General features: G+C 70.0%; 14 protein-coding genes and 1 pseudogene. 8 read left to right on the forward strand and 7 right to left on the reverse strand.

The window, feature by feature from the left end:
* Positions 1-120 precede the first annotated feature (120 nt).
* Positions 121-273: a hypothetical protein gene (locus G3I60_RS20785; protein WP_164294481.1), complete on the reverse strand. Its 153-nt coding sequence runs from the start codon at positions 271-273 to the stop codon at positions 121-123.
* Between the two features lie 228 nt (positions 274-501).
* On the opposite strand from G3I60_RS20785, the gene G3I60_RS20790 reads away from it, so the two are divergent.
* From G3I60_RS20790 to G3I60_RS20800, 3 genes are all read left to right on the forward strand, one after another.
* A complete protein-coding gene (locus G3I60_RS20790; protein ID WP_164607614.1) occupies positions 502-3,753 on the forward strand; it encodes a BTAD domain-containing putative transcriptional regulator in 3,252 nt (1,083 codons plus the stop codon).
* 71 nt (positions 3,754-3,824) lie between these two features.
* Positions 3,825-5,240, forward strand: coding sequence for an FAD-binding oxidoreductase (locus G3I60_RS20795; RefSeq protein WP_164607616.1), 1,416 nt, complete (start codon positions 3,825-3,827; stop codon positions 5,238-5,240).
* Between the two features lie 320 nt (positions 5,241-5,560).
* Positions 5,561-8,413 carry a BTAD domain-containing putative transcriptional regulator gene (locus tag G3I60_RS20800; protein WP_164294484.1) on the forward strand — a complete coding sequence of 951 codons (2,853 nt, stop codon included), beginning with the start codon at positions 5,561-5,563 and terminating at the stop codon, positions 8,411-8,413.
* A 90-nt stretch (positions 8,414-8,503) separates the two neighbouring features.
* On the opposite strand, the gene G3I60_RS20805 is transcribed toward G3I60_RS20800, so the two are convergent.
* Positions 8,504-8,740, reverse strand: a complete 237-nt coding sequence (locus tag G3I60_RS20805; protein ID WP_164294485.1) for a hypothetical protein — start codon at positions 8,738-8,740, stop codon at positions 8,504-8,506.
* A 284-nt stretch (positions 8,741-9,024) separates the two neighbouring features.
* Between G3I60_RS20805 and G3I60_RS46455 the strand changes: the two genes are divergently transcribed.
* From G3I60_RS46455 to G3I60_RS20820, 4 genes are all read left to right on the forward strand, one after another.
* On the forward strand, positions 9,025-9,150 hold the full coding sequence (locus tag G3I60_RS46455) for a hypothetical protein (RefSeq protein WP_269287108.1): 126 nt from the start codon (positions 9,025-9,027) through the stop codon (positions 9,148-9,150).
* Between the two features lie 72 nt (positions 9,151-9,222).
* Positions 9,223-10,419: a PqqD family protein gene (locus tag G3I60_RS20810; RefSeq protein WP_164294486.1), complete on the forward strand. Its 1,197-nt coding sequence runs from the start codon at positions 9,223-9,225 to the stop codon at positions 10,417-10,419.
* A 14-nt stretch (positions 10,420-10,433) separates the two neighbouring features.
* Positions 10,434-12,587, forward strand: a complete 2,154-nt coding sequence (locus G3I60_RS20815; protein WP_164294487.1) for a tetratricopeptide repeat protein — start codon at positions 10,434-10,436, stop codon at positions 12,585-12,587.
* 49 nt (positions 12,588-12,636) lie between these two features.
* Positions 12,637-13,185 carry a flavin reductase family protein gene (locus G3I60_RS20820; protein ID WP_138355349.1) on the forward strand — a complete coding sequence of 183 codons (549 nt, stop codon included), beginning with the start codon at positions 12,637-12,639 and terminating at the stop codon, positions 13,183-13,185.
* Here G3I60_RS20820 and G3I60_RS20825 read toward each other — a convergent pair.
* Together G3I60_RS20825 and G3I60_RS20830 are read right to left on the reverse strand one after the other, a co-directional pair.
* A complete protein-coding gene (locus G3I60_RS20825; protein WP_164294488.1) occupies positions 13,164-15,845 on the reverse strand; it encodes a LuxR family transcriptional regulator in 2,682 nt (893 codons plus the stop codon). The genes G3I60_RS20820 and G3I60_RS20825 overlap by 22 nt on opposite strands.
* A gap of 319 nt (positions 15,846-16,164) precedes the next feature.
* A pseudogene (locus G3I60_RS20830) lies at positions 16,165-16,583 on the reverse strand (transposase); the annotation flags it as partial.
* Between the two features lie 567 nt (positions 16,584-17,150).
* On the opposite strand from G3I60_RS20830, the gene G3I60_RS20835 reads away from it, so the two are divergent.
* Complete coding sequence (locus tag G3I60_RS20835; RefSeq protein WP_343241960.1) at positions 17,151-19,175, forward strand: ATP-dependent DNA helicase; 2,025 nt, start codon at positions 17,151-17,153, stop codon at positions 19,173-19,175.
* 383 nt (positions 19,176-19,558) lie between these two features.
* Here the strand turns inward: G3I60_RS20835 and G3I60_RS20840 are convergent, their stop codons facing one another.
* From G3I60_RS20840 to G3I60_RS20850, 3 genes are all read right to left on the reverse strand, one after another.
* The gene (locus tag G3I60_RS20840; protein ID WP_244809737.1) at positions 19,559-20,473 is read right to left on the reverse strand and encodes a glutaminase; all 915 of its coding nucleotides are present in this window, start codon (positions 20,471-20,473) and stop codon (positions 19,559-19,561) included.
* A gap of 335 nt (positions 20,474-20,808) precedes the next feature.
* Positions 20,809-21,135, reverse strand: a complete 327-nt coding sequence (locus G3I60_RS20845) for a nuclear transport factor 2 family protein (RefSeq protein WP_164294490.1) — start codon at positions 21,133-21,135, stop codon at positions 20,809-20,811.
* Between the two features lie 512 nt (positions 21,136-21,647).
* Positions 21,648-22,499: a LysR family transcriptional regulator gene (locus G3I60_RS20850; protein WP_164294491.1), complete on the reverse strand. Its 852-nt coding sequence runs from the start codon at positions 22,497-22,499 to the stop codon at positions 21,648-21,650.
* Positions 22,500-22,581: the final 82 nt, after the last annotated feature.

Raw genomic sequence — 22,581 nt, forward strand, 5'->3', positions numbered from 1 at the left:
CCGGCACCACATTCCGGTCAACACGCCTGGTCGGGGGCCGCATGAGCGGTGATCCTCGTTGGCGTCGCCGCGTCCGGGTGCAGGGCGCGCGGGCCGGGTACCCCTGTTCCCCGTCAGCGGTCACCACGGCAGGGCGCAGGCCCCTTCCGGCGAGGGCGGTGCAAGCTTGATCGGCGAGGTGGGGTCGATCTCGACGATGACCGGACGGTCGGGGCGGACTCGATGGGCGAGGAGAGCGGTGCTGTAGCCCGAGCTGGTACCGATCTCCAGCACCGTGTCGTCCGGCCCCGAGTCCAGGTGGTGCTCGTCGCGACGTCCGGCGCAATTCCGTAAGCCGGGGCCCGGGTCGGGCGAGGAGCCCCTGTGTGTGGCATGGATGGGCGAGCATGGGGTGGTCAGTCGCGGGGACGCTCCGGAGGTGGTGGCTGTGCTGAACGAGGTAAATGCGTTCTCGGCTTCGGGAAGCCGTCCAGCGCGGGGTTCGGCGGGGCTGCTGCCGTGATGCCGGCGCGCCCGAGCTGGCGCATCCAGTTGCTCGGATCGTTCGCCGTGACCGTGGAGGGGGTCGCGATCGAGGCCGGGGCGTGGCGGTTGCGGAAGGCGAAGGCGCTGGTGGCGATGCTGGCGCTGGCGCCGGGCCAGCGCTGTCATCGCGAGCACGTCCTGGACGAGCTGTGGCCCGATCTGGAGCCGGCGGCCGCGGCCCGAAATCTGCACCAGACCCTGTACGTGGCGCGCCGCGCGGTCGCCGGCGGCGGGCCCGCGGAACCCGGACGGCTGTCGATCCGGGAGGAGCAGGTCGTGCTGGACGTCGCTGGACCGGTCGAGGTCGACGTGTTGCGGTTCGAGGTGTCCGTGCAGGAGGCGTCGGCGGGGGACGATGTGGCGATGTTGCGCGCCGCGGCCGACCTCTATGCCGGGGATCTGTTGCCTGATCTGTCGGACGCGGACTGGTTGACGACGCGGCGGGAGCAGTTGCGGACGGCGTCCCGTGAGATCTCGGTGAGGTTGGCGACCGCGCTGGCGCGGACGGCACCGGAGGAGGCGCTGCTCCTCCTGACACGGGCGCTGGATGCCGATCCGGTGCACGAGGGGGCTGTCCGCGTGACGATGGGGGTGCTGGCAGGCCTGGGCCGACGATCCGAGGCGCTGGCCCGGTACGAGCGCTTGGTCGATGACCTCCTGGACGCGTTCGGGACCGACCCGGATGCGCAGACGGTGGCACTGTTTCGCGAACTGTTGACGGGTGCGCCGGCGGCGGAGCGTCCTCGGGCAGCCGATGTTTCGACCCCTAGTGAGGTTGTCGGCCATCTGCCGGCCCCGTTGACCAGTTTCGTCGGGCGCGAGCGTGAGATCGCCGACGTGGAGAGGCTGACCCGGCAGGCCCGGCTGCTCACGCTGACCGGGGCTGGTGGCAGCGGCAAGACACGACTCGCCGTGGAATCCGCGCGGCGAGTGCGTTCGAGGTACGCCGACGGGGCGTGGTTCGTTGATCTGACGGCCGTCGCTGAACCGGTGATGGTCGCCGACGCGGTGGCCAAGGCGCTCGGGCTGGACTCCGATGTGGCGGATCGGGGGCGGGCGCTGGTGGACCAGCTGCGCTCTCGACGGCTGCTGATCGTGCTCGACAACTGTGAACACCTGCTCGCCGCCTGTGCCGGGCTGGTCGGTGCGATCCTCGCCGGATGCTCGGGTGTCGACGTGCTGGCGACCAGCCGTGAGCCGCTGCATGCCCAGGGCGAGTTCACGCTGCGGGTGCCCTCGTTGACCCTGCCGTCACCCGACTGGGACCGCGCGGCCGGTTTGGAGCAGCTTGCACACTTGCCGAGTGTCCTGCTCTTCGTCGACCGTGCGGCACAGGTGCGGCCCGGGTTCGCGCTCGACGCCGACAACGCGCCAGGGGTGGTCGAGCTGTGCCGACGGCTTGACGGGATGCCCCTGGCGTTGGAGTTGGCGGCGGCCAAGACCGCCGCTCTCGAGCCGGCGGAAATCGTCCACCGGTTGAGTGACGTGCTGTCGCTGCTCTGCGGGGGAGGCGTACCCATCACCCGGCACCAGACGCTGCGTGGCACCTTGGAATGGAGCCACAACTTACTCGCCGGCCCTGAGCAGGTTCTGTTGCGCAGGCTTTCGGTGTTCGCGGGCAGTTTCACCCTCGAGGCGGCGGAGGCAGTGTGTGGTGATCCTCCGTTGGGAAGAACGGGGGTGTTCGAGGTGCTGGTCAGGTTGGTGGACCAGTCCTTGGTGGTACCGGCGAGAACGGCCGCCACGACCCGCTACCGGCTGTTGGAGACGGTTCGTCAGTTCGCGCACGAGAAGCTCGTTCTCGCCGGAGAGGCGGAGCGGTCGGCGGCCGTCCACGGTGCGTACTTCCTTGCCTTCGCCATGGCCCACAACCCCGAACGGGCCGCAGGCGTGGTGAGAGAAGAGCCGAAGCTGTTGGACGGCGAGCATGACAATCTGCGCGCAGCACTGGGGTGGGCCTGCAAGCACGATGCCGAGACCGCCTTGCGCCTGGCCGCCAATCTGTGGCGCTTCTGGTTCCTGCGCGGCCACGCCGTCGAGGGCGCGCGGTGGCTCGAGCGGGCGTTGGCCATGGCACCCGAACCGACTCGGCCCCGTGCGGCCGCCTTGATCGGGCTGACCGGGCTCGACAGTCGCCAAGGGCGCTCCGACCGGCATCGGGCGCTGGGGGCGGAGGCGGTGGCGATCGTCCGCCGGATCGGCGAGCCCGACGAGGTGGTGATGGCCCGGATCGCGGAGGCCACGCTGGTGTGGAGCACCTTTGACCTGGACGAAGCCGAACGGATGGCCACCGAGGTACGGGCCGAGGGCATCGCACGCGGCCGGCCCGAGCACGCCGCCGCCGGTAGCTGGCTGCTCGGTCATTGCGCGCTGTTCCGTGAGGACGCTCCCCTGGCCATCCGGCATCTCGACTCCTGCCTCATCGAGCTGGCCCACGCTGATACCGCCACGCGCCCTTTCCTGCCCGTGATCACGCCCTGCTTGCTCCTCGTCCCGATCGCCGGGCGACTGGTCCCCTACATGGAAGAGACCATGCTGCTGGGCCGGCGTGTGGGCGTCGTTCAGGCAACGGGGTACGCGGAGGCCGCCCTGGGCTACGCGCACCGGCTGACCGGAAATCAGCAGACGGCACTGTCCCTGGTCGCCGAGGCCGTCGACCAGTTCGCCGACCTGGGCGATGACCTGGCCAGGGCGCAGGCGCTGCACCAGATCGGCTGTCTTCACCGTGACATGGGTGCATTCCGGGAAGCGGGGCTGGCGCTGTCGATGGCGCGGGATGTCCGCAGCGCGATCGGAGATCGTCGAGGGGAGTTACTGACCGACATCAGCCTGGGCCTGCTGCAGGCCATGGCGGGTGACATCTGCGACGGCCTTGGCAGCGTCCGTCGGTCGCTGTCCGGATTCGAGGCCGCAGGTGACGTGGTGGGCATCGGCGCGACACTGACCGCGCTCGGGGCCATTGAACTACTGTCCGGCGAGACACGGGCCGCGCGTGAGTTGTACCGACGGGCTGCGGAACGGTTCGCTCCGTGGCCACGGTTCGCCGGATGGCTGAGGTTGGCCATGGCCGAGCTCTCCACCGAGCTGGATGATCACCGTCGAGCCGCCCGGGAGACCGCTGCGGCGGCAAGCGTTTTCGATCCTGTGCGCTGCGTCATCGCCGGTCGCCATTTGGCCACCCTCCGTGACGGTGGTGCGGGCGGCGGCGCGCGGGCGGCCGCACGTTGAGATCGTGTTGAGTTCTCGTTGGGGCGGGGTCCCTAGGGTCGGTCTCGATGTGACGGCCCATGGGAGGAATCATGACCACGACCCAGCACGCGGCAAGCCCTATCGGGGACGCCACGCTTGCCGAGTTCACCGCAGGCCTGCGCGGCACCGCGGTGCTGCCGGGTGAGGCGGAGTACGACCAGGCCCGCAGTGTCTGGAACGGGGCGCATGACCGGCGTCCGGCGGTCATCGCCCGGTGCGCGGGTGTGGCCGACGTGATCCGCACGATCGACTTCGCCCGCAGTGAGGGGCAGCCGCTCGCGGTACGCGGAGGGGGCCATTCCATCCCTGGGTTCTCCACTCTTGACGGCGGCATCGTGCTGGACCTCTCCCCGATGACGGGAGTCCAGGTCCATCCGGACCGCCGCACCGTGACCGCGCAAGCGGGATGCACGTGGAAGGACCTGGACGCGGAGACCCAGCAGTTCGGGCTCGCGGTGACCGGTGGTCTGGTGTCGTCGACGGGCATCGCCGGTTTCACCACCGGCGGTGGCATCGGCTGGCTCATGCGCAAGTACGGACTGGCCAGCGACAACCTCGTCGGAGCCGACGTCGTCACCGCTGACGGTCAGTTCGTGCGGGCGAGCGAGCGAGAGAACGCCGAACTGTTCTGGGGTCTGCGCGGCGGAGGCGGCAACTTCGGGGTGGTGACCTCCTTCGAGTTCCAGCTCCACGCGATCGGCACGACGGTCCTGTCCGGCCTGGTCTTCTACCCGGCCGAAGAAGCCCAGCAGGTACTGGCCGGGTACCGGGCGGCGTGCGCGTCGGCTCCTGACGAACTGACCACGCTGGTCAATCTGACCACCGCCCCGCCCGTGCCCTTCCTGCCCGCGTCCGTCCACGGCACGCCGGTCATCGGTGTGGGCGGCTGCTGGTCCGGCGACCTTGACGCCGGCGAAGCGGCCACCGCGCCCTTCCGGTCCTTGGGCACCGTCATCGCCGACGTGTTCGCGCCCCACCCGTACGCGGGATGGCAGCAGGCCCTCGACCCGCTCTACCCGCGGGGGATCCACAACTACTTCCGCTCGGCGCTCCTTCGTACGGTCGACGACGATGCCTTGCGCGTCCTGCGGGACTTCTTCGTGGCGCTGCCCAATCCGCTCACCGAAATCCACCTGCAGCATCTCGGCGGTGCCGTGGGCAGGGTGCCCGCGTCGGAGACGGCCTACGCGCTGCGCGACCAGGAGTTCATCGTCAACGTCATCGCCCGCACAACGGACGCCGACGGTTTCGGCAAGGTCGTCGACTGGGCACGGCAGCTGACCGCCGCGCTCGGACCGGATGCCGGCGCCTACGTGAACTTCACCGGCGAGTCGGACCCGTCCCTGGTCCGGGCTTCCTACCCGCCGGACACCTACCGGCGACTGGTCGAGCTGAAGAACCGCTACGACCCCGCCAACCTGTTCCGGCTGAACCAGAACATCGTCCCCTCAGTCTCCTCAGGGTGACCTCAGTCCCGTCAGGGTGACCCTGGCGCGGAGCCGCCCCGGCCGTGTTGTGCGAACACATCACCTTCTGGCCGGGCCTGTGGCGACCGACAGATCGACGTGCGCGGACCGCACGCGTATTGGCGCAGCACGGCACCCGGGAAGCGGGAGCTGCTCCCGTAGGCTCGCGGCTGTGCGGCCGTCAGCAGCACACATCGGGCGTGCGATGGCCATGGATGCCCTCTACCAACGTCACGCCGAACGGCTTGGACGAACCTTGTGGGGCCCGAGCCGGGTCCGATAGGAAGGGGGTGCGGAGTCCGGCCTACGGGGGTGCGCCGATGTCGTTGGAATTCCGGCTGCTCGGCAGCATCGAGGCATATGCCGACGGCAGACCCGTGCCTCTTGGGCACGTCCGGCAGCGAAGCGTCCTGGCGGGCCTACTCGTCGACACGGGCCTGCCCCTGACCACGGACCAGTTGGCGCAACGCGTGTGGGGAGACCACCCGCCCCGCCAGGCCCGGGCCACCCTGTACGGCTACATCTCCCGGCTGCGCCAGGCGCTCCCGGGCACCGACGAGGCGGACATCACCCGGCGGAGCGGCGGCTACGTGCTCGTGCTGGCCGACACCGTGACCGTGGACCTCCACGAGTTCCGCCGACGGGTCGCCGAGGCCCGCGACGGCGAGGAGTACGCCCCGCTGGAACGTGCCCTGGCACTGTGGCACGGCGAGGCCCTCGCCGGTCTCGACACGCCCTGGTTCAACGCCCTGCGCGACACTCTCGACCGGGAGCGCTATGCCGCCCAACTAGCCCTGGACGACGAGTGGTTGCGGCGCGGACAGCACGCCGCGCTGCTGCCCTCCTTGACGGCGCGCTCGGCCGCGGCTCCCTTCGACGAACGCCTCGCGAGCCAGTTGATGCTCGCCCTGCACCGCGGCGGCCGATCCGCCGAGGCGCTTGCCCACTACCAGGGCGTACGGCGCCGGCTCTCGCGTGAACTCGGCATCGGCCCCGGCCCGATGCTGCGGCAGATCCAGGCCGCCGTCCTGCGCCAGGACGTGGAACCCGGACCCGAGGCGCAGGACGGCCGGGGGCTGCCCGAGGGGCGGGCGATCGCCCGGACCCTGCGGAAGATCACCGCGTCGCCTGCCCAACTACCGCCGCCTGTCATCCCGTTCACCGGCCGGCGCGACGAACTCATGCGGCTCGACTGTCTCCTGGCCGCCGCTTCCCCCGGCCGGATGCGCCCGACCGCGGTCGTCGTGTCGGGCACCCCCGGCGTCGGTAAGACCGCATTGGCCGTGCACTGGGCCCACCGGGTGCGGCATGCCTTCCCCGATGGGCAGTTGTACATGAATCTGCGCGGGTTCGACCCGGGCGGACCGGCGGTGAGCCCGGCCGAGGCGGTTCGGGTCTTCCTGGACGCCCTTGGGGTGCCGTCGGCTCGCATCCCGCTCGGCCTGGAGGCACGGGTCGGCATGTTCCGCAGCCTGCTGGCCGACCGGCGGGTACTGGTGGTGCTGGACAACGCCCGCCATGCCGACCAGGTCCGCCCGCTGCTGCCCGGTGCACCCGGCTGTCTGGCGCTGGTCACCAGCCGTGACCGGCTCATGAGCCTGGCCGCCACAGGAGGCGCCCACCTGCTGTCCGTCGATCCGCTCGCCCCGGGCGAGGCCCGGGACCTGCTGACCGGCCGGCTCGGTGCCCGCCGGACAACCGCGGAACCCGGCGCGGTGGACGAGATCGCCGGCCGGTGTGCGGGACTGCCGCTGGCCCTGGCGATCGTGGCCGCCCGCGCCGCCGCACAGCCGCGGCTGCCGCTGGCCGCGCTCGTCGAGGAACTGCGGCAGACCGGCAGCCGCCTGGACGCCTTGGACGGCGGCGATCCGGCCAGCCGGGCGCGGGAAGTGTTCTCCTGGTCCCAGGACGCGCTGAGCACCGACGCCGCTCGGCTCTTCCGACTGCTGGGCCTCCATCCCGGTCCCGACATCGGTCTGCCGGTGATCGCCGCCCTGGCCGGGGTGCCACCGGCGCGCGCCCGCACCCTGCTGGCCGAGCTGGTCCAGGGCCACCTTGTGTCCGAGTACGCCCCGCGCCGCTACGCCCTCCACGACCTGCTGCGGGCCTACGCCACCGAACTCGTCGGCGAGCGCGACGGCGAGGAGACCCGGTCCGCGGCGACGCATCGGATGCTCGACCACTACCTGCACACCGCCCTCGCCGCCGACGTACTGCTCACCCCACGGCTCGATCCGTCGCCCCTGCCCCCCGCCCGGCCGGGCGCCACCCCCACGCGGCCCGCCGACCACCAGGAGGCGCTGGCCTGGTTCACGGCCGAACACCCCGTCCTCCTGGCCGCGGTCGAACTCGCTGCCGCCACCGGCTTCGACCCGCACGCGTGGCAGCTCGCCGCCACCCTCACCACCTTCCTCGACCGGCACGGTTACTGGGAGCCGCTGGCCGCGGCCCAGACCACCGCGCTGGAGGCCGCGCGCCGCCGGGGCGACACGGCCGGAGAAGCCGACGCCCACCGCAGTCTCGGACTTGCCCAGGACCGGCTGGGCCACCCCGACGACGCCCGCACGCACTACGCACACGCGCTGGACCTGTTCGGTGCACTCGGCAGCCACCCCGGCCGGGCCCGCACCCACCAGCACCTGTCCCGGATGTCCGAGGCCCAGGGACGCCACGAGCAAGCGCTGGACCACGCCCGCAACAGCCTGCAGCACTACCGGGCCGCCGACGATCGGGCCGGACAGGCCGCGGCCCTCAACCACATCGGTTGGATTCGGGCCCAACTCGGCGACCACCAGCCGGCGCTGACCCACTGCCAAGAAGCCCTCGCCCTGGCCGAAGGGTCCAGTGACCTCAACGGCCAGGCCCACACCTGGGACAGCCTCGGCTACATCCACCACCATCTCGGCCGGCACCGCCGCGCCGTCGACTGCTACCTGCACGCTGTAGCCCTCTTCCGCCAAACCGGCGACCGCCGCAGCGAAGCCGCGGGCCTTCTGTGCCTCGGCGACGCCCACCATGCCGCCGCCGACCCCGCCGGCGCCCGTGACGCCTGGATCGGTGCCCTGGCCCTCTTCGAAGAACTCGGCCACCCGGACGCCAAGCTGCCGCGCGCCAGACTCATGGGCCACCACGACAGAGACCCGGCCGATACGCCGCAGCCCGCACACCGCTGACCTGGCCGTCGAACCGGCTGGGGGCGGGGAGAACAGGCTGTGGGGGGCTCCCGACGACGGAGACGGGATCTCTGGCCGGGTGCGAGTCCGTCAAAGACGTCGTCCGGGCCTGTTGAGATCGGCGAGTTTTCGGACGTGGTGGACTTGCAGTCCGGCTTGTCCCTCGCACATCTCGCACTGTCCGGCGAGGAGCCGATGGATCTGCTCGTTTCGCCGGGCGGTGGCCAGGGGCGGGTTGCGGTCGGTCAGGACGGTGGTGCGCTGCCGTTTGAGCGGGATCCCGCCGAAGCGGGAGACCAGCGGTTTCCTGACCTTGTCACGCTGCACCGCGACCTGGAAGCAGGTCCGCCCACCACTGGTCAGTGGGGCATTCCCACCAGCGGCCACGCTGTGCCGAGTTCGTCCATGACGATCCGGTCGCCCAGGAGTATCAGATGGCCGGTGGGAGCCACATGAAAGTGCGCCTGCAGGACCCGAAACCTGTAACCCCCCAGGTTCGTGGCTGGCCTGCAATCGATGAATCAGAGTAATGCGATTGCTCTACCCGGCATCGTGGCGTCCTTGAATGATTCTCCTGTCAGGCTCAATCAGCCCTGAGAAGGAGCGGAAGCATGAAGTCCACCATCAAGATGAAGCGCCCCGCGGCCAAGAAGATCAGCGTCCGGCGCACCGGCGACGTCCGTCTGACGACGGCGGCGTTCTGCGGCGGCTCGACCACCTACTGGGTGCAGGCCTGATCTTCTGAGAGCGGCGGCCCGGCTGCCGGATGGTATGCCGGGCCGCCGCTCTCACGGACGCTGGGAGTGCTGATGGCCGATATGGGTGTTGAGTTCTATCCGCTGAGTTTCGTGCCCGAGGGGGCCGACGTGGTCATCGGTCGGACCGAGACGGGGACGTACGCCGTTCTGCCCGGTGACGGCGCCGAGTTGCTGCGACGGCTCGAGGGGGGTTCGACGGTCGCCGAAGCCGCCGCGTGGTACGAGCGGAGCTTCGGCGAGCCGGTGGACGTGGACGACTTCCTCGAGTCCCTGAGCGAATTGGGCTTCATCAGGGCGCCCGGCAGCGCGGCCGCCGTGACGGCCGCTGCGCCTCGGTTCCAGTGGTTGGGGCGGGCGCTGTTCTCCACACCGGCTTGGTTGGTGTACGGGGCTGTCGCCGCCTGTGCCCTGATCGAGCTTGTCCGGCAGCCGGGCCTGCGACCCTCGTACTCCCAGGTGTACTTCACCGGATCGCTCGTCGTCGTCGAGGTGACGCTGCTGTTAGGACAGATTCCACTGGCTTTCCTGCACGAGGCCTACCACGTCCTGGCCGGTCAGCGTCTCGGGCTGCACAGCCGGCTCGGCATCAGCAATCGGTACAACTACGTGGTTTTCGAAACCCGGACCAACGGCCTGTTCAGCGTGCCGCGCAGGCAGCGCTATCTTCCGTTCCTGGCCGGAATGCTGATCGACACCGTGGTGGTCGGCGCCCTGGACCTGACAGCGGCTCTGCTGCGCAACGGCCACGGTTCCACGGCGTTCGTCGGACGGACGTGTCTGGCGTTGTCGTTCTCGGTGCTGGCCCGGCTCGGCTGGCAGCTTTTACTACATCTGCGCACCGATCTGTACTACGTCCTGAGTACCGCTCTGAACTGCCACGACCTCCACGAGGCGAGCAGGTCCATACTGGTCAACCGCCTGCGCCGGCTCTCCGGCCGGACCACCGGCCTCATTGACGAGACCCAGTGGACCGACCGCGATCGCAAGATCGGGGGCTGGTACGGATGGCTCATCGCCTTCGGATTCACGGGGACCGTAGTCCTGGCCGTCTTCGTCACCGGACCGGTCGCGGTGACCTATGCCGTGCGCACCGGTCGGGGCTTGCTGGCCGGTACGGGGACTTGGCACTTCCTGGATTCCCTGGTCGCACTGCTCATATTCACCGTCCAGATCGTGCTGCCGGCCGCGTTGGCCTGGCGCAAGCGGAGCCGCAACGCCGGACGCAAGCCGAAGCTACTCACCGCCTGAAGGAGTGATGTCAGATGTCTCGCCACCTGCACGTCGTCGGGGCCCGCGCCCGTGACCGGCGCCCGATGCTGGAACAGCCCGCCGGGGCCGTTTTCGCCTCCTGCCACAAGGGACTGCGGGGACCCTACACGGGAGTGGACACCATCCTCGCCGCCGTCCTGCCCGACGTCGTACGCAGGTGGCCCGACCTGGTCGATTACCACCGCTTGGAGATCCTGGAGGCTATCCCGGAGCTGAGCGAGCTGATCGGTCCGGCGCCGTACACCCTCGCCAAGGACGCGCCGTTCATGGAGCGCACCCGCTGGTACGGGGACACCATGACCCGCTGCTTCTCCCAAGGGATCATCACCTTGTTGCGCGAGTACGCACGGCGCCTGCGCGAGATGGGATCCGTGCCGCCGACCCTGGTGTTCGACGCCGTGCACCGTGCCGAAGGCACGACGCAGCAGTTCGTCGCGCTGTTCGTCCGCCGCGTCGGCGCGGACCTGTGGCCCGCGGTGATCGGCACCGACGGCGGCGTGGGGTCCGCGTTGGAAGCCGCCCTGACGGAGTTCACCGATCGGGTGGAGGCCGTCCCGTGCCCGGACTCCGAGCAGTGGTCCCCCGCAGACCTCGTGGCCGAGTACATCCTGTCGGACGGGACCTGCGACGACCCCGCGGCCTACCGGGCCTATCTGGAGCTTGACCCGGACGAGCGCGCGGTCCTGCACGACCGGCGCGCCGAAGAGCTGGAACCGGAAGCGTCGTGGGGCGTGCGGACCGCCGCGCTCGCCTACCACCGGGAGCGGGGTACCGATCCCCGCGGCAAGGGCGTCACGGCCCTGCGAACCGCGGCCGAGTACCTCACCCTCATGGGCTTCCAGCGGGCGGCGCTGGAGATGAGCGAACGCGGCAGGGCGCTCACCGACCCCGTCCACGACGCGGACACGTACCGGAAGTTCACCAACATCCTCATCGCCCAAGTGCTCGGGCTGGGGCGGCTGGACGAAGCCGCGGCACTCTGCAGCGAAGTACGCCGACGGTACGCGCAGCCGCTGGCTCACATGACCACCAGCTACTTCATGGCGATGATCTACACGCGGTTCATGGTGCCCCGGGACAACGAGAAGGCGCTCGACTTCCAGAACAACGCCGTGGTCATCGCGAACGGCCTGGCCGACGAGCGGCTGCGCCTGATCCACAGCGGCTTCCAGGACAACGCTCTGGCGCTGATCGAGATGCACCGCGGCAATCTGCCCCACGCGCTGAGCCTGGTGGACGGCGCGATTACGCGCGCGGACGGCCGGCTTGGACCGGACGAGTGGGTGCTGCATCGCTCGCAGCTGCTCTTCAACCGCGCCCGCCTGCTCGGCGCGATGCGCCGTGATGACGAGGCCTACGATGTGCTCACGACGTTGTCCGAGATGGACCCGCGCTACACCGAATATCTTACCGAGCGTGCCAAGATCTGCCGGCGGCGCGGCGACTTGGAGGCGGCCATCCGGGACTACGATCGCGCCGCGGAACTCGGACCGCCCTTGGTCGAGGTCTACCACAACCGGGGCTCGGCCTACGCCGAACTCGGCATGATCGAGCAGGCTCTCACCGACTTCGATTTTGTCCTCGACATGGAGCCCGACGACGCGGACACCCTCCTGAGCCGCGCCGAGCTACTGGTCGATGGGGGAGAACTCGACGGCGCGGCCGCGGACGTCGAGCGCGCGCTGAAGCTGGTCGACGGCGATCCCCGGCTGCACTGCCTGCGCGGCATGATCCACCTCGCGGCAGGGGACGCCGCACTGGCGCTGCCCTGTTTCGACGCAGCCCTGGCCCAGGATCCCGACTACCCGGCCGCCCTGGTCAATCGAGCGGTCGCACTGTTCGAGCTGTCCGAACCCGGCCGGTCCGTCTCGGACCTGACCCGGGCCTTGGAGCTGTCCGATGCTGCCGCGGACCTGCTTCTCAACCGGGGGATCGCCTACACGGCCTGCGAGGACACCGCAGCGGCGCTCGCCGACTTCGACCTCGCACTCACGCTCCCGGACGCCGATCGTCCGGAGTTGCTCTACCGACGCGCACTGTGCCTGATCGGCGCGGGCGACCGGGACCAAGCCGAGGCGGACCTGCTCGAGTGCCGGCGGCTCGGCACGCGGACAGAAGAAATCGACGACCTGCTGGCGAAGGCCTGAGCCGGCCTTCGGGCCGCCGTTTCGGCAGCGAGAAGAAGGAGTCACCACTATGACAGTGAGCGCTCAGAGCTTCCGTGACGTCATGGCCTGCCTGGCGATGCCGGTGGCGGTGGTCAGCACGGTCGACGGGACCGGCGGGTGGCACGGCGCCACGCTCGGCTCGGTCGTCTCGCTCTCCTTGGATCCGCCGCTGGTGATGTTCGCCCTCGGGAGCGGCACGAGCGTGCATCGGCCGGTGTGCGACAGCGGACGCTTCTGCATCAGCATCCTCAACGCCGGCCAACGCGCGACCGCCGAACGGTTCGCCGGCGAACCGGCGGGCCGCTTCGCCGCGGACATTGTCTCCCTGGACGGTGTCCCCGCGGTCGGCGCGGCCGCGGGCTGGCTGCTCTGCAACCGGTCCGATCTGGTCGAAGCCGGGGATCACACCATCGTGATCGGCCGGGTCGAGCACGCATTGCGCGGCCCCCACAGCCCCGCCGGGCCGCTGCTGTACCACGAGCGCCGGTATCACCGGCTCGGTGTGGCGGCCGAGCTGCACAGCCTGCACTCGGCCGGAGACGTACATCAGTCCTCCTATGCTGACACCCCGGCCTGACCGCCATCGAGCGTCGCCCTGTCGAGGTGGAGGCGCAGTTCCGCCCGTCCGGTCAGGCCGAGCTTGTCGTAGGCGTGCTGAAGGTAGTTGGAAACGGTCCGGGGCGACAGGCCCAGCCGCGTGGCGATCTGGGGGGTCGTCAGAGCCGAGGCCAGCAGCACGACCTCCTGCTCGCGCCGGGTGAGCAGGGATCCCAGTCGCCATCGGTCCAGCAGCGGGGTGCGCGCGCCTTCGCAGCGGCGCGCGAGCGAATCGGCTCGCTCCCGGAAAAGGGCTGCCGCCGCGTGTCGGCCGCCGAGGCGGTGGGCCTGGGAAGCCGCAGTGGCGGTCTCCGCGGCGAGCAGCGTTCGACCGAGGCGGTCGAAGGCGTTGGTGGCCTGCCCGAGGGCGTCACCGTCGCGCCGGGCCAGTCCCTGCGCGGCCGCAGCCATGACGGCTACCGTGTCCACCTCCACCGTGCGAGCGAGATCTGCGAGTCGGGCGCGCACATCGCCGGCAGCGCCCAGTCGCGCGGCGTCGTAAAGAGCGATCGCTTCGTGTGCGAGATGGCCACGCTTCCCGGACAGCTCGGCGGCGAACCTGCAGGACTCGACCGCCCGGGAGAGTTCGCCGACGCCGACGTACACCCAGGCACGGCCCAGAGCGATCCACGGCTCGAACGCGTCACTGTGGCAACTGTCGTATTCGTCCACTTGATTCAGCCAACGGCGGGCTTCCGCGGCGTCGCCAGCCATCGCAGTGACAGCCGCCAACTCCATCGTCCACGCGGTCTTCAAGCAGAACAACCCCTCGCCGTCCGACAACGTCAGGGCCTCACGCAGGCTTCTGGAGGCGAAGCGCACGCGACCTTGCGCCTGGGCGGCCATGCCACGCAACGCCGCCCAGATGCCGGCCATCGATCGGGCTCCGGCCACGACCGCCTCGGCATAGCCCCGATCGGCCAAATCCTGTGCCTGACGGACGTCTCCGCACATGAGGCGGGCCAGACAGCCTCCGTAGCCGACCTGCGCGGCGCCCCAAGGGAACTGTCCGCTTGCCACGTCGTCCAGCACGGCCGTGCCCTCCTGGAAGATCGCTTCGCCCAGCGCACCGCGGCCCAGCAACCCGGCTGCCGCCGCACCGGCGGCCGCGGCCCAAATCTTCGCCTGCGGACCGGAATCCGGGCGGGCCAGGACCGACTGCGCGGTGAACAACGCCTGATCGCCGTGTCCGTCGGCCAGCTGGATCCAGGACCGCTTGGCCTCGGCCTCGTGACGGCCGTGCATCACAATTCCCAACGTGCGTTCGGCCACATGCGCGGGCTCGCCCAGCCCGAAGTATTGGATCTCCGCGGTGGTCAGGGCCCATGCCGCGGCTTGCCCAGGGTCGTCGGGCCGGGACGGTAGGGCGTCGGCGGCGCGGCGGCTTTGCCCTTGGAGCATCAGGACCCGGGCGAGGAGCAGATCCGCAGCCGGGCCGGGGCGATTCATCCGGGACGCCACGGCGAGCTTCGCGGCGAGTTCCAGGTCGAAGCGTGCCATCGCCCGGCCTGCCGCCGGCAAAAGGAACTCGGGGTTGGAGATGGTCCCGGCGTGAAGCTGCCATTCCCCCGCGCGCAGCACGTCCTCCTCGCGAAGCGACGGGCCTCGCAGGAGGGTTGCGAACAACTTGCCGTAGACGCGTCGGGCTGTGCTGCCCGTCAGCAGGAGGCGCACCAACGGCACGGACAGAGGTGGCGCGAGGCGAACGGTCGGCTCGGCCGTGTCACCGGCGACTCGCACCATGCCCGCCCGCTCGGCGGCGTCGATCGCCGCCGGCTCGACCATCGTCTCCAACAGACCCATCCGGATCGGCTCCGCGCAGGCGACGACCTCGACGACGCCTCGCACGATCGGCCCCGCCTCGTCCATCCACTGTCCGGCCAATCCATGGACGAGACTGTCCGGAGCCCTATCCGCCTGCCGAAGGCCGGTGACCGTCTGCTGGAGGCCACCCTGTACGGAGAGTGCGCCGATATCCATGAGCGCTCGCAGGGCAAGGGGGTTCCCGCCGATCTGCCGCGCGAGACGACGGCGGCCGATCACGTCCAGGCGCGCACCGAGCAAGCGGTCGATCAGCCGGTCCATCGCTTTTGCGGACAGCGGGCCGAGCGGCAGGCAGGTGATACGGCCACTGCTCCACAGGGCGTGTAACGCCGACGGAAGAAGCCCGCCCGGGGCGACGGTGCCGACCAGGAATATCAGGCGACGGGCCATCAGCTCGGCGAGCACTGCCGCCGACTCGTCGTCGAGTACGTGCACGTCGTCGACGACCATGAGCATCCGGTCCGGTCCGGCTGCCCGCAGGGACGAGATCAGCCGCGACAACACGGTGCGCCCGTCGGCGATGTCGGGTACCAGGTGGGCGATCGCCCCGAACGGCGTCGAGCGCATGTCCCGGCGGGCGCCGACCCACAGGACCGGGCATCCACCCGCCCCCAGCCTGGCTGCCGCCTCCCGTGCGACCCGGCTCTTTCCCGCCCCACGGGCACCCGTCAGCATCACGCCCCGGACACCTGGGTGCCGGTATTCGGCCTCGATCGCCCCGATCTCGTCGTCCCGACCGACGAGGAGCCATTCTTCACCCGCCTTGTCGCTCATCCGGGCGAACGCCGTCGGATCAGCCCTGCAGGAAATGTCCATCGCAGCTCCCGAGTTGAGGAAGCACGCCACCAGACCGTTGTGCGCGGGAACCCGCGATGCTGCTTTGCCATCAGCGCGACGGCTGGTGAACCCCTGCCCCTGCCGGCCGTGCGCGCCGGTGTCAGCACTCTGTCGACGAGGTGTTGAACAAACGTTGTGAAGACCTTGAATCGCCTGACCGGAAGGTGCGCAGGCGGGATGGCGAGGTCACCGGCGCGCAACTCGGTCCGCGCCGCCAGCTGCGGTGTGTGCCGTGCGCTGGGCCTGGAGTCTGGCGCGGACCTGCTGCGCGTCGGACTGCTCAAGCTGGTCGAAGACGTCCAACGATCATCTCCAGTTCGGCGACGGTCTCGTCGGACGGTGCCAGGTCGCGCAGCGTGTGCGGCATTGTGCGTGCGGCGTCCGCGATGATCGCCGCGTCGCGGGCATCGGTCTTGGCCTCGCCAGGGTAGAGGTCGACGATTCTTCGCATCGTCAGGCCGGGCAGGTAGGCGACGCGGCAGCCTGTGTCGCGGGCCACGGCCAGGGGCAGGGCGCCGATCGAGGCGGGCTGGCCGACCACCACCAGCAGGGAGCCGTGCTTGGCCTGCAGCTTGGCGAAGGTCTCGCGCAGTTTCGGCTCGGTATTGGGCGGCCGCTTGTCGAGGACCCGTTTGCCGACCGGGGTCAGGGCGGTGGCGTGGTGTCGCCCTTGCCCACGTGCAGGCCGAGGTAGACGTCGATGTCACCCGTGTCGATCACGCGTACTCTCCACGGCGGTCGTACCCTTCCCGGCCTCACCTGCGGCATCAGCGTGCCGGCATCCACGTTACGAAGAGCCTGCCTTACCCCGGGAGATATCGGCGCTCGTGCCCATAATCCGCGTCCTGTCGGCGCGGAGAGATTGGTGATGCCGCACCACCGCTCGAGAAGGGCCTCGACATAGGCAGTGATGCGTTCGGACGGAGGCACCTCGACCTCATCGCCGAGATAGCGCTCGCACAGGTCCCTGAAGGTCCGGCGGGCACTCTTGTCGTCCGCCGGCCGATTCTCGAGTGCGGTAAAACATCGCCGGCACCCAAGGGCTGGTTCGCGATAAGGCAGGCGCAGCGGGAGCGCAATTAGCGATATGCGGAACGGTGGAATGCATGGTTGGCCATAGGGTCAGCCGTCATGGATTCAGTCGTAGGGCCATGGCTTGCCAAGTAAGTCAAGACTTATCTTTAGAGAGCTTTGACCGTATGGTGTGGCTCGAATCGAAGGAGCCCCCTGTTGTCGAAACTGAGTGATTCCGCTGTGCGTGCGGTTGACTTGGAGCGGGATTATGTGTCCTCGTTGTATGAGTTGCTCACCGAGCGGCTTTCCGAGGCGCGAGTACACCGAGCGAGTGTGCTGAAGGCCCCGGCGGAAAGCGCCGGTGAGGCATACGAGAGGGAAATCGCCGCCGAGCGTCTGGCCAAGGAAATCGGCCGGCTGGAGGGTTCCGAAAAGGGGCTGGTCTTCGGGCGCATCGACTGGACGGATGGCACGGTCCTGCGCATCGGGCGGATCGGACTGCATACGGAGGAGGATGACCTGCCTCTGCTCGTGGACTGGCGCGCGAACGCGGCGCGGCCCTTCTACGAGGCGACACCGGTCCACCCGATGGACCTGCGGCGGCGCCGGCACCTGCGCCTCGAGGAGCGCACGGTCGTCTCGGTGAGTGACGAACTGCTGGACGGAACCGCCCCGACCGACGAGGACGTTGTGGGGGACGGCCCGTTGGCCGAGGCTCTGTCGGCACGGCGTACGGGCAGGATGCACGCGGCCGTCGCGACGCTGCAGGCCGAGCAGGACGAGATCGTCCGCTCCGCCCACCGCGGGGTGACCGTGGTGCAGGGCGGGCCGGGCACCGGCAAGACGGTGGTCGCCCTGCACCGGGCGGCCTATGTCCTGTACGCGTTTCCGCGCGCCGCGGAGGAGGGTGTCCTCGTGGTGGGCCCGAACGCCCGGTTCCTCGACTACATCTCCCAGGTCCTTCCCTCGCTCGGAGAGAACGACGTCGTTCTGGCGACCTGCCGGGAACTGGCCGGAGTGTCCACGGACACGGTGGACCCGTTCGATACGGCGCGTCTCAAGGGCGGCTCCGACCTCGCCGACGCCTTGGCCGGCCTGCTGCGTGTCCACCAAGCCCCCGCCGGTGACTTCACCGTGCGGGTCGGACGGGAACGGGTTCACCTGTCCGGCGAGGAAGTCGCCGCCGCACGTGACGCCGCGGTGGCAGCCGTACCGGGGCACAACCCCGCGCGCCAGGTGTTCAGGGAGCTCTTGGTCGACGCCGTCACCGACGCGATGCAACGTGACATGGGCGACCTCCTGGAGCAGATCGACGCCGATGCCGTCAGAATGACGGGCCTGGACCTCGACCGGTTCACGGGAGCTGCCCAGCGCCGTGCCGAAGGTGCGGCCGACCCGGGTCCGGTCCACGAGCTGGACCTGGACGCCATCCGAGCCGATCTCCTCGACGACGCCGGCGTCGACCGAGCGGTCGAGGTGTTGTGGCCGCGGCTGGTACCCGGTGACCTCGTGAAGGCGCTCCTGACGAACGCCGGCGCTCTCGCCGAGCGCCTGCCCCGCCTGACCGCGCAGGAGCGGTCCCTTCTGCTGCGCGGTGCGGACGACCCGTGGACCGATGCCGATGTGCCGTTGCTGGACGAGGCGGCGAGCCTGGTCGACGGCCCCCCCGAGCGGACGTACGGGCATGTCGTCGTCGACGAGGCGCAGGAACTGACCGCCATGCAGTGGCGGATGATCGTCCGCCGCTGCCCGGCCAGGGCGATGACGCTGGTGGGTGACTTCGCCCAGGCAGGCCCGGTCGCGACAGCACGCGACTGGAAGGGAGCACTGAGCCCCCACGTCGGACCGCGGTTCAAACAGCACAACCTGACCGTCAGCTACCGCACCACGCAGGAGATCCTGGAGAGCGTCCGGGACCTGCTCACGCGGATCGCTCCGCAGAAGCCCACACGCTCACTGCGAAGCGGTGAGCGCCCTCGCACCGTGACCACCCCTCCGGACGAGGTGGTCACCACCGTCGTTCAGGAACTCCGCGCCCAGAGCACCGCGCATCCGGGCGAGCTTCTGGGAGTGATCTGCGCGGACACCAGGGTGAGCGAGCTGACGGCCCAGGGCATCGCTCACCACGCACGCATCGTGCCGGCGTCCGAAGCACGCGGCCTGGAATTCGACGGGGTCGTCGTCATGAACCCCGAGGAAATCATCACGGCCCGCCCCGGTGGGGAAAGGGATTTGTACGTAGCCCTGACCCGGGCCACCAAGCGCCTCTGCACCATCACCGTCCAGCCCGCCTGACGACTCGGCGGTTCACGGGGTACAGCTCGGTCAGCCCGAGAGGAGGTCGCCTGTGGTGCCGGGGTGGGTCGGCCAGCGTGGGCCGGTGGTGAGCTGACTTCCCCTCTACCTCCGGCTTTCCCGCTGTTGTGAGTTATGTGCTGGGGGAGCGGTTGGGAGGCGTTTGGACTCCCGCCGGATGCGTGTTGGGGTGAGCTTGTTCGCCTCCGCCGGCTACTCCCACGGCTGTCGAAGGTCGGCGACCGGCGACCGGTGGCCGCGTTCGCCTGCGCGGGGGCGAGCGTGTCCCGGCCCTGGGGCCCCGTGACGGGACGCGGCCGGTGGTAGCTGCGCACCGCAGGCCCGGGAGGGGCGACTTCGGCGCTGATCCCGGGCCGCTTTGGTCAGAAGATGGACCAGCCGGTGGCGGTGGTGAAGTGGTCGAGTGCGGTCATGGCCGCTACCGAGTTGCCGGCCGGGTCCAGGCGCGGGCCCCGGACGCAGATCGCGGCCCGGCCTGGGACGATGGCGAGCATCCCGCCGCCGACGCCGCTTTTCGCGGGCAGCCCGACCCGGTAGGCGAACTCTCCGGCCTCGTCGTAGGTGCCGCAGGTGAGCATTACCGCGTTGATCCGTTTGGCCTGTGAGCGGGTGAGTCGTCGCGTTCCGTCCGCGGCCAGTCCGTGTCGCGCCAGCATCCGCCCGACCAGGGCGAGGTCGCGGCAGCTGGCGCTGATCGAGCAGTGCGCGATGTAATGGTCGAGGACGACGGGCACCTCGTTGCGCAGGTTGCCGTAGCTCTTGATGAGGTGGCCCAGCGCCGCGTTGCGGTCTATGGTCTGCGCCTCCGAGGCGGCGACCAGCGGATCGACGGCGATGGCGGGGTTGCCGGACTCGGTGCGCAGGAGGTCGAGGACCGCGCCCGAGGCGTCGCCGGTCAGGGCCTGCAGCCGGTCGGTGACGACGAGCGCGCCGGCGTTCATGAACGGGTTGCGGGGCTTGCCGTGGTCGGACTCCAGTTGGAACAGGGAGTTGAAGCGGGTACCGGATGGCTCCAGCCCGACGCCTTGCCAGAGCGTGTCATCCCCGTGGGACAGGGCCAGGAGCAGGGTGAAGAGCTTGGAGATCGACTGGATCGAGAAGGGTTGCTCCCAATCGCCGACGTGGTAGAGCTCGCCCTGGACCGTGGCGATGGCCATGCCGAACGCCTCGGGGTCGGCGGCGGCGAGCGCCGGAATGTAGTCGGCGACCTCGCCCTGACCGGCGGTGGCGCGGGCGGCGCGCTGGCACTCGTTGAGCAGTTCTTGCAGGTCCTCCACGGCGTCATCCTGCCACGACGGACCGCGGCCGATCTCGGGGGGATCCGGCGTTCGCGTTCGGCGCGGCTGTCCCCAGCGGCCGAGACGGTGTGGGCGTCAAGGACCGGCGGGGCGTGGGCGAACCGGAGGTCAGCCGGTTTGGCCTGACGGTCAGCGCCGAGGGTAGGGCATCGCTCGACGCCCTGACGACCCTTGGCCTCGACTGCGTGGCAGACCTCGCTGTAGATGTCGTCCGGTGGGTCTGCCTGGGGGCCCGAGGGCCCTTGCTTTTCCCGCCCCTGCAAAAGCGCTCCTGGCGATCTGCAGGGTAGACACGTCCAGGAGGGGTCCGGCAGTCAGCCGAGGAAGTCGACGTGGTCGATCAGGCCGTCGCGGACCCGGTAGGCGACCAGCACGCGGAGGGGGTCCTGCGTGATGCCGTGGGCGATCTCGTGGTCCACCACCCAGTCGCCCTCGGTGAGTCGGCCGACGATCTCGGCCCGGCAGCGGCCCTTGGCGAACATGTCGGCGTACGCCTTCCGCACGGCGTCGCGCCCGAGCAGGCGGTCGCCGCTGCGGCGGTTGATGCAGACGTCGGGGGCGTACGTCGCCGCGAAGGCTTCGAGGTCATGGCAGTTGTAGGCGGCGAGCTGGCGTTCGACGATGGTCTCTGGGGTGGTCACTAGTTGATCATGCAGAGTGTTCCCTTGCTCGTCCAGGGGAGACCAGACCGGGACTACCTGCCGATCGGCACATTCCCACCTCGAACGACCTTCCGTTCGGCATCTGCCTGCAGCCACCGTACGGTCTGCAGCTCTTCGCCACCCGCCCACTCGACCTGACCACGCGTACACCCCCGGAGGGCTTCCAAAGCCGACCACTTGGTTGCCGTGACCTGATGGCGGGCGTTCCTCTCCAACGAACACGTCGCGGACAAATCTGGCGGTGGGCGCCCGACATGCCGTGCTCCCCGCCCGCGTGGGGATGGACCCGGAACACTCGTCCTGGTCGCCTCGCCGTCGAGCTGCTCTCCACCCGCGCGGGGATGGACCCCCTAGATGAATGATGCGAAGGTGCGAGTGGTCGAGACAGATGTCACCTGGTCGCGCAGACCGGCACCAGCCGCGTGCACCCACCGCGATCTGCCGACTGAGCCGGGCCACGATGGGTGGATCCTGGCCGGGGCGGGTGGGAGCTACTGGAGACGTGTCGCAGTCCGGATGAGGTCGGCGACGGCTCTGGACCGGCTGTGCGGTGGCCAGGCGATCACGGTGGTGACCGTCGGCGCGTCCAGCACGGGCACGGCGGCGAGGTCACCGTGCAGTTGGGCTCGGCACGAATCCGGTGAGACGGCACAGGCACGGCCGAGCGCGACGAGCTGCAACAACTGCGCATGGTCGCGGACCTGCGGGCCGGGGCCGGGCGGGTAGGTGCCGTCGGGGTCGGGCCAGCGGGGGAGGGGCAGGCCCGGCAGCCCGGTGATATCGGCCATGTGCACATGGGCCCGGGCGGTGAGCGGATGCCCGGCCGGCAGGACCACAACCTGACGCTCCGTGCTGAGCTCTTCGGTGTGGAATCCAGCCGTCGAGTCGAACGGCCGGTGCAGCAGCGCCACGTCGGCCCGGCCGTCGCGCAGGAGTCGTTCCTGCTCGGCCGGACCGCACAGGATGACGTCGACGGGGACCGCGCCGGGTTCGGCGGCGTACGCGTCGAGGAGTCTCGCCAGCAGTTCCCTGGACGCGCTGGCCTTCGTGACCAGGACCAGGCCGGGGCGGCCGGTCACGGAAAGGGCGGCGCGGCGGGTCCGCCGCTCGGCGGCCTCGACCGCGTCGAGAGCCGCCCGGCCCTCGACCAACAGCACCGAGCCGGCCTCGGTCAGCGTGACAGTGCGACTGGTCCGATCCAACAGCACTGCCCCGAGCCGGCGTTCGAGCCGCTGGATCGCCCGTGACAACGGTGGCTGCGCGATCCCGAGCCGCTGCGCGGCCTGCCCGAAGTGCAGCTCTTCAGCGACGGCGACGAAATACCGCAGTTCCCGGGTCTCCATCCGGCCACGCTATCCCGGATCAATACCCTGACGGTATCGTTGCGCACCCGATCGGTCTTGGACTTCCGCCGAGGCCCGAAGG

It is taken from the genome of Streptomyces sp. SID13666 (assembly GCF_010548325.1).
GTDB classification, from domain to species: domain Bacteria; phylum Actinomycetota; class Actinomycetes; order Streptomycetales; family Streptomycetaceae; genus Actinacidiphila; species Actinacidiphila fildesensis.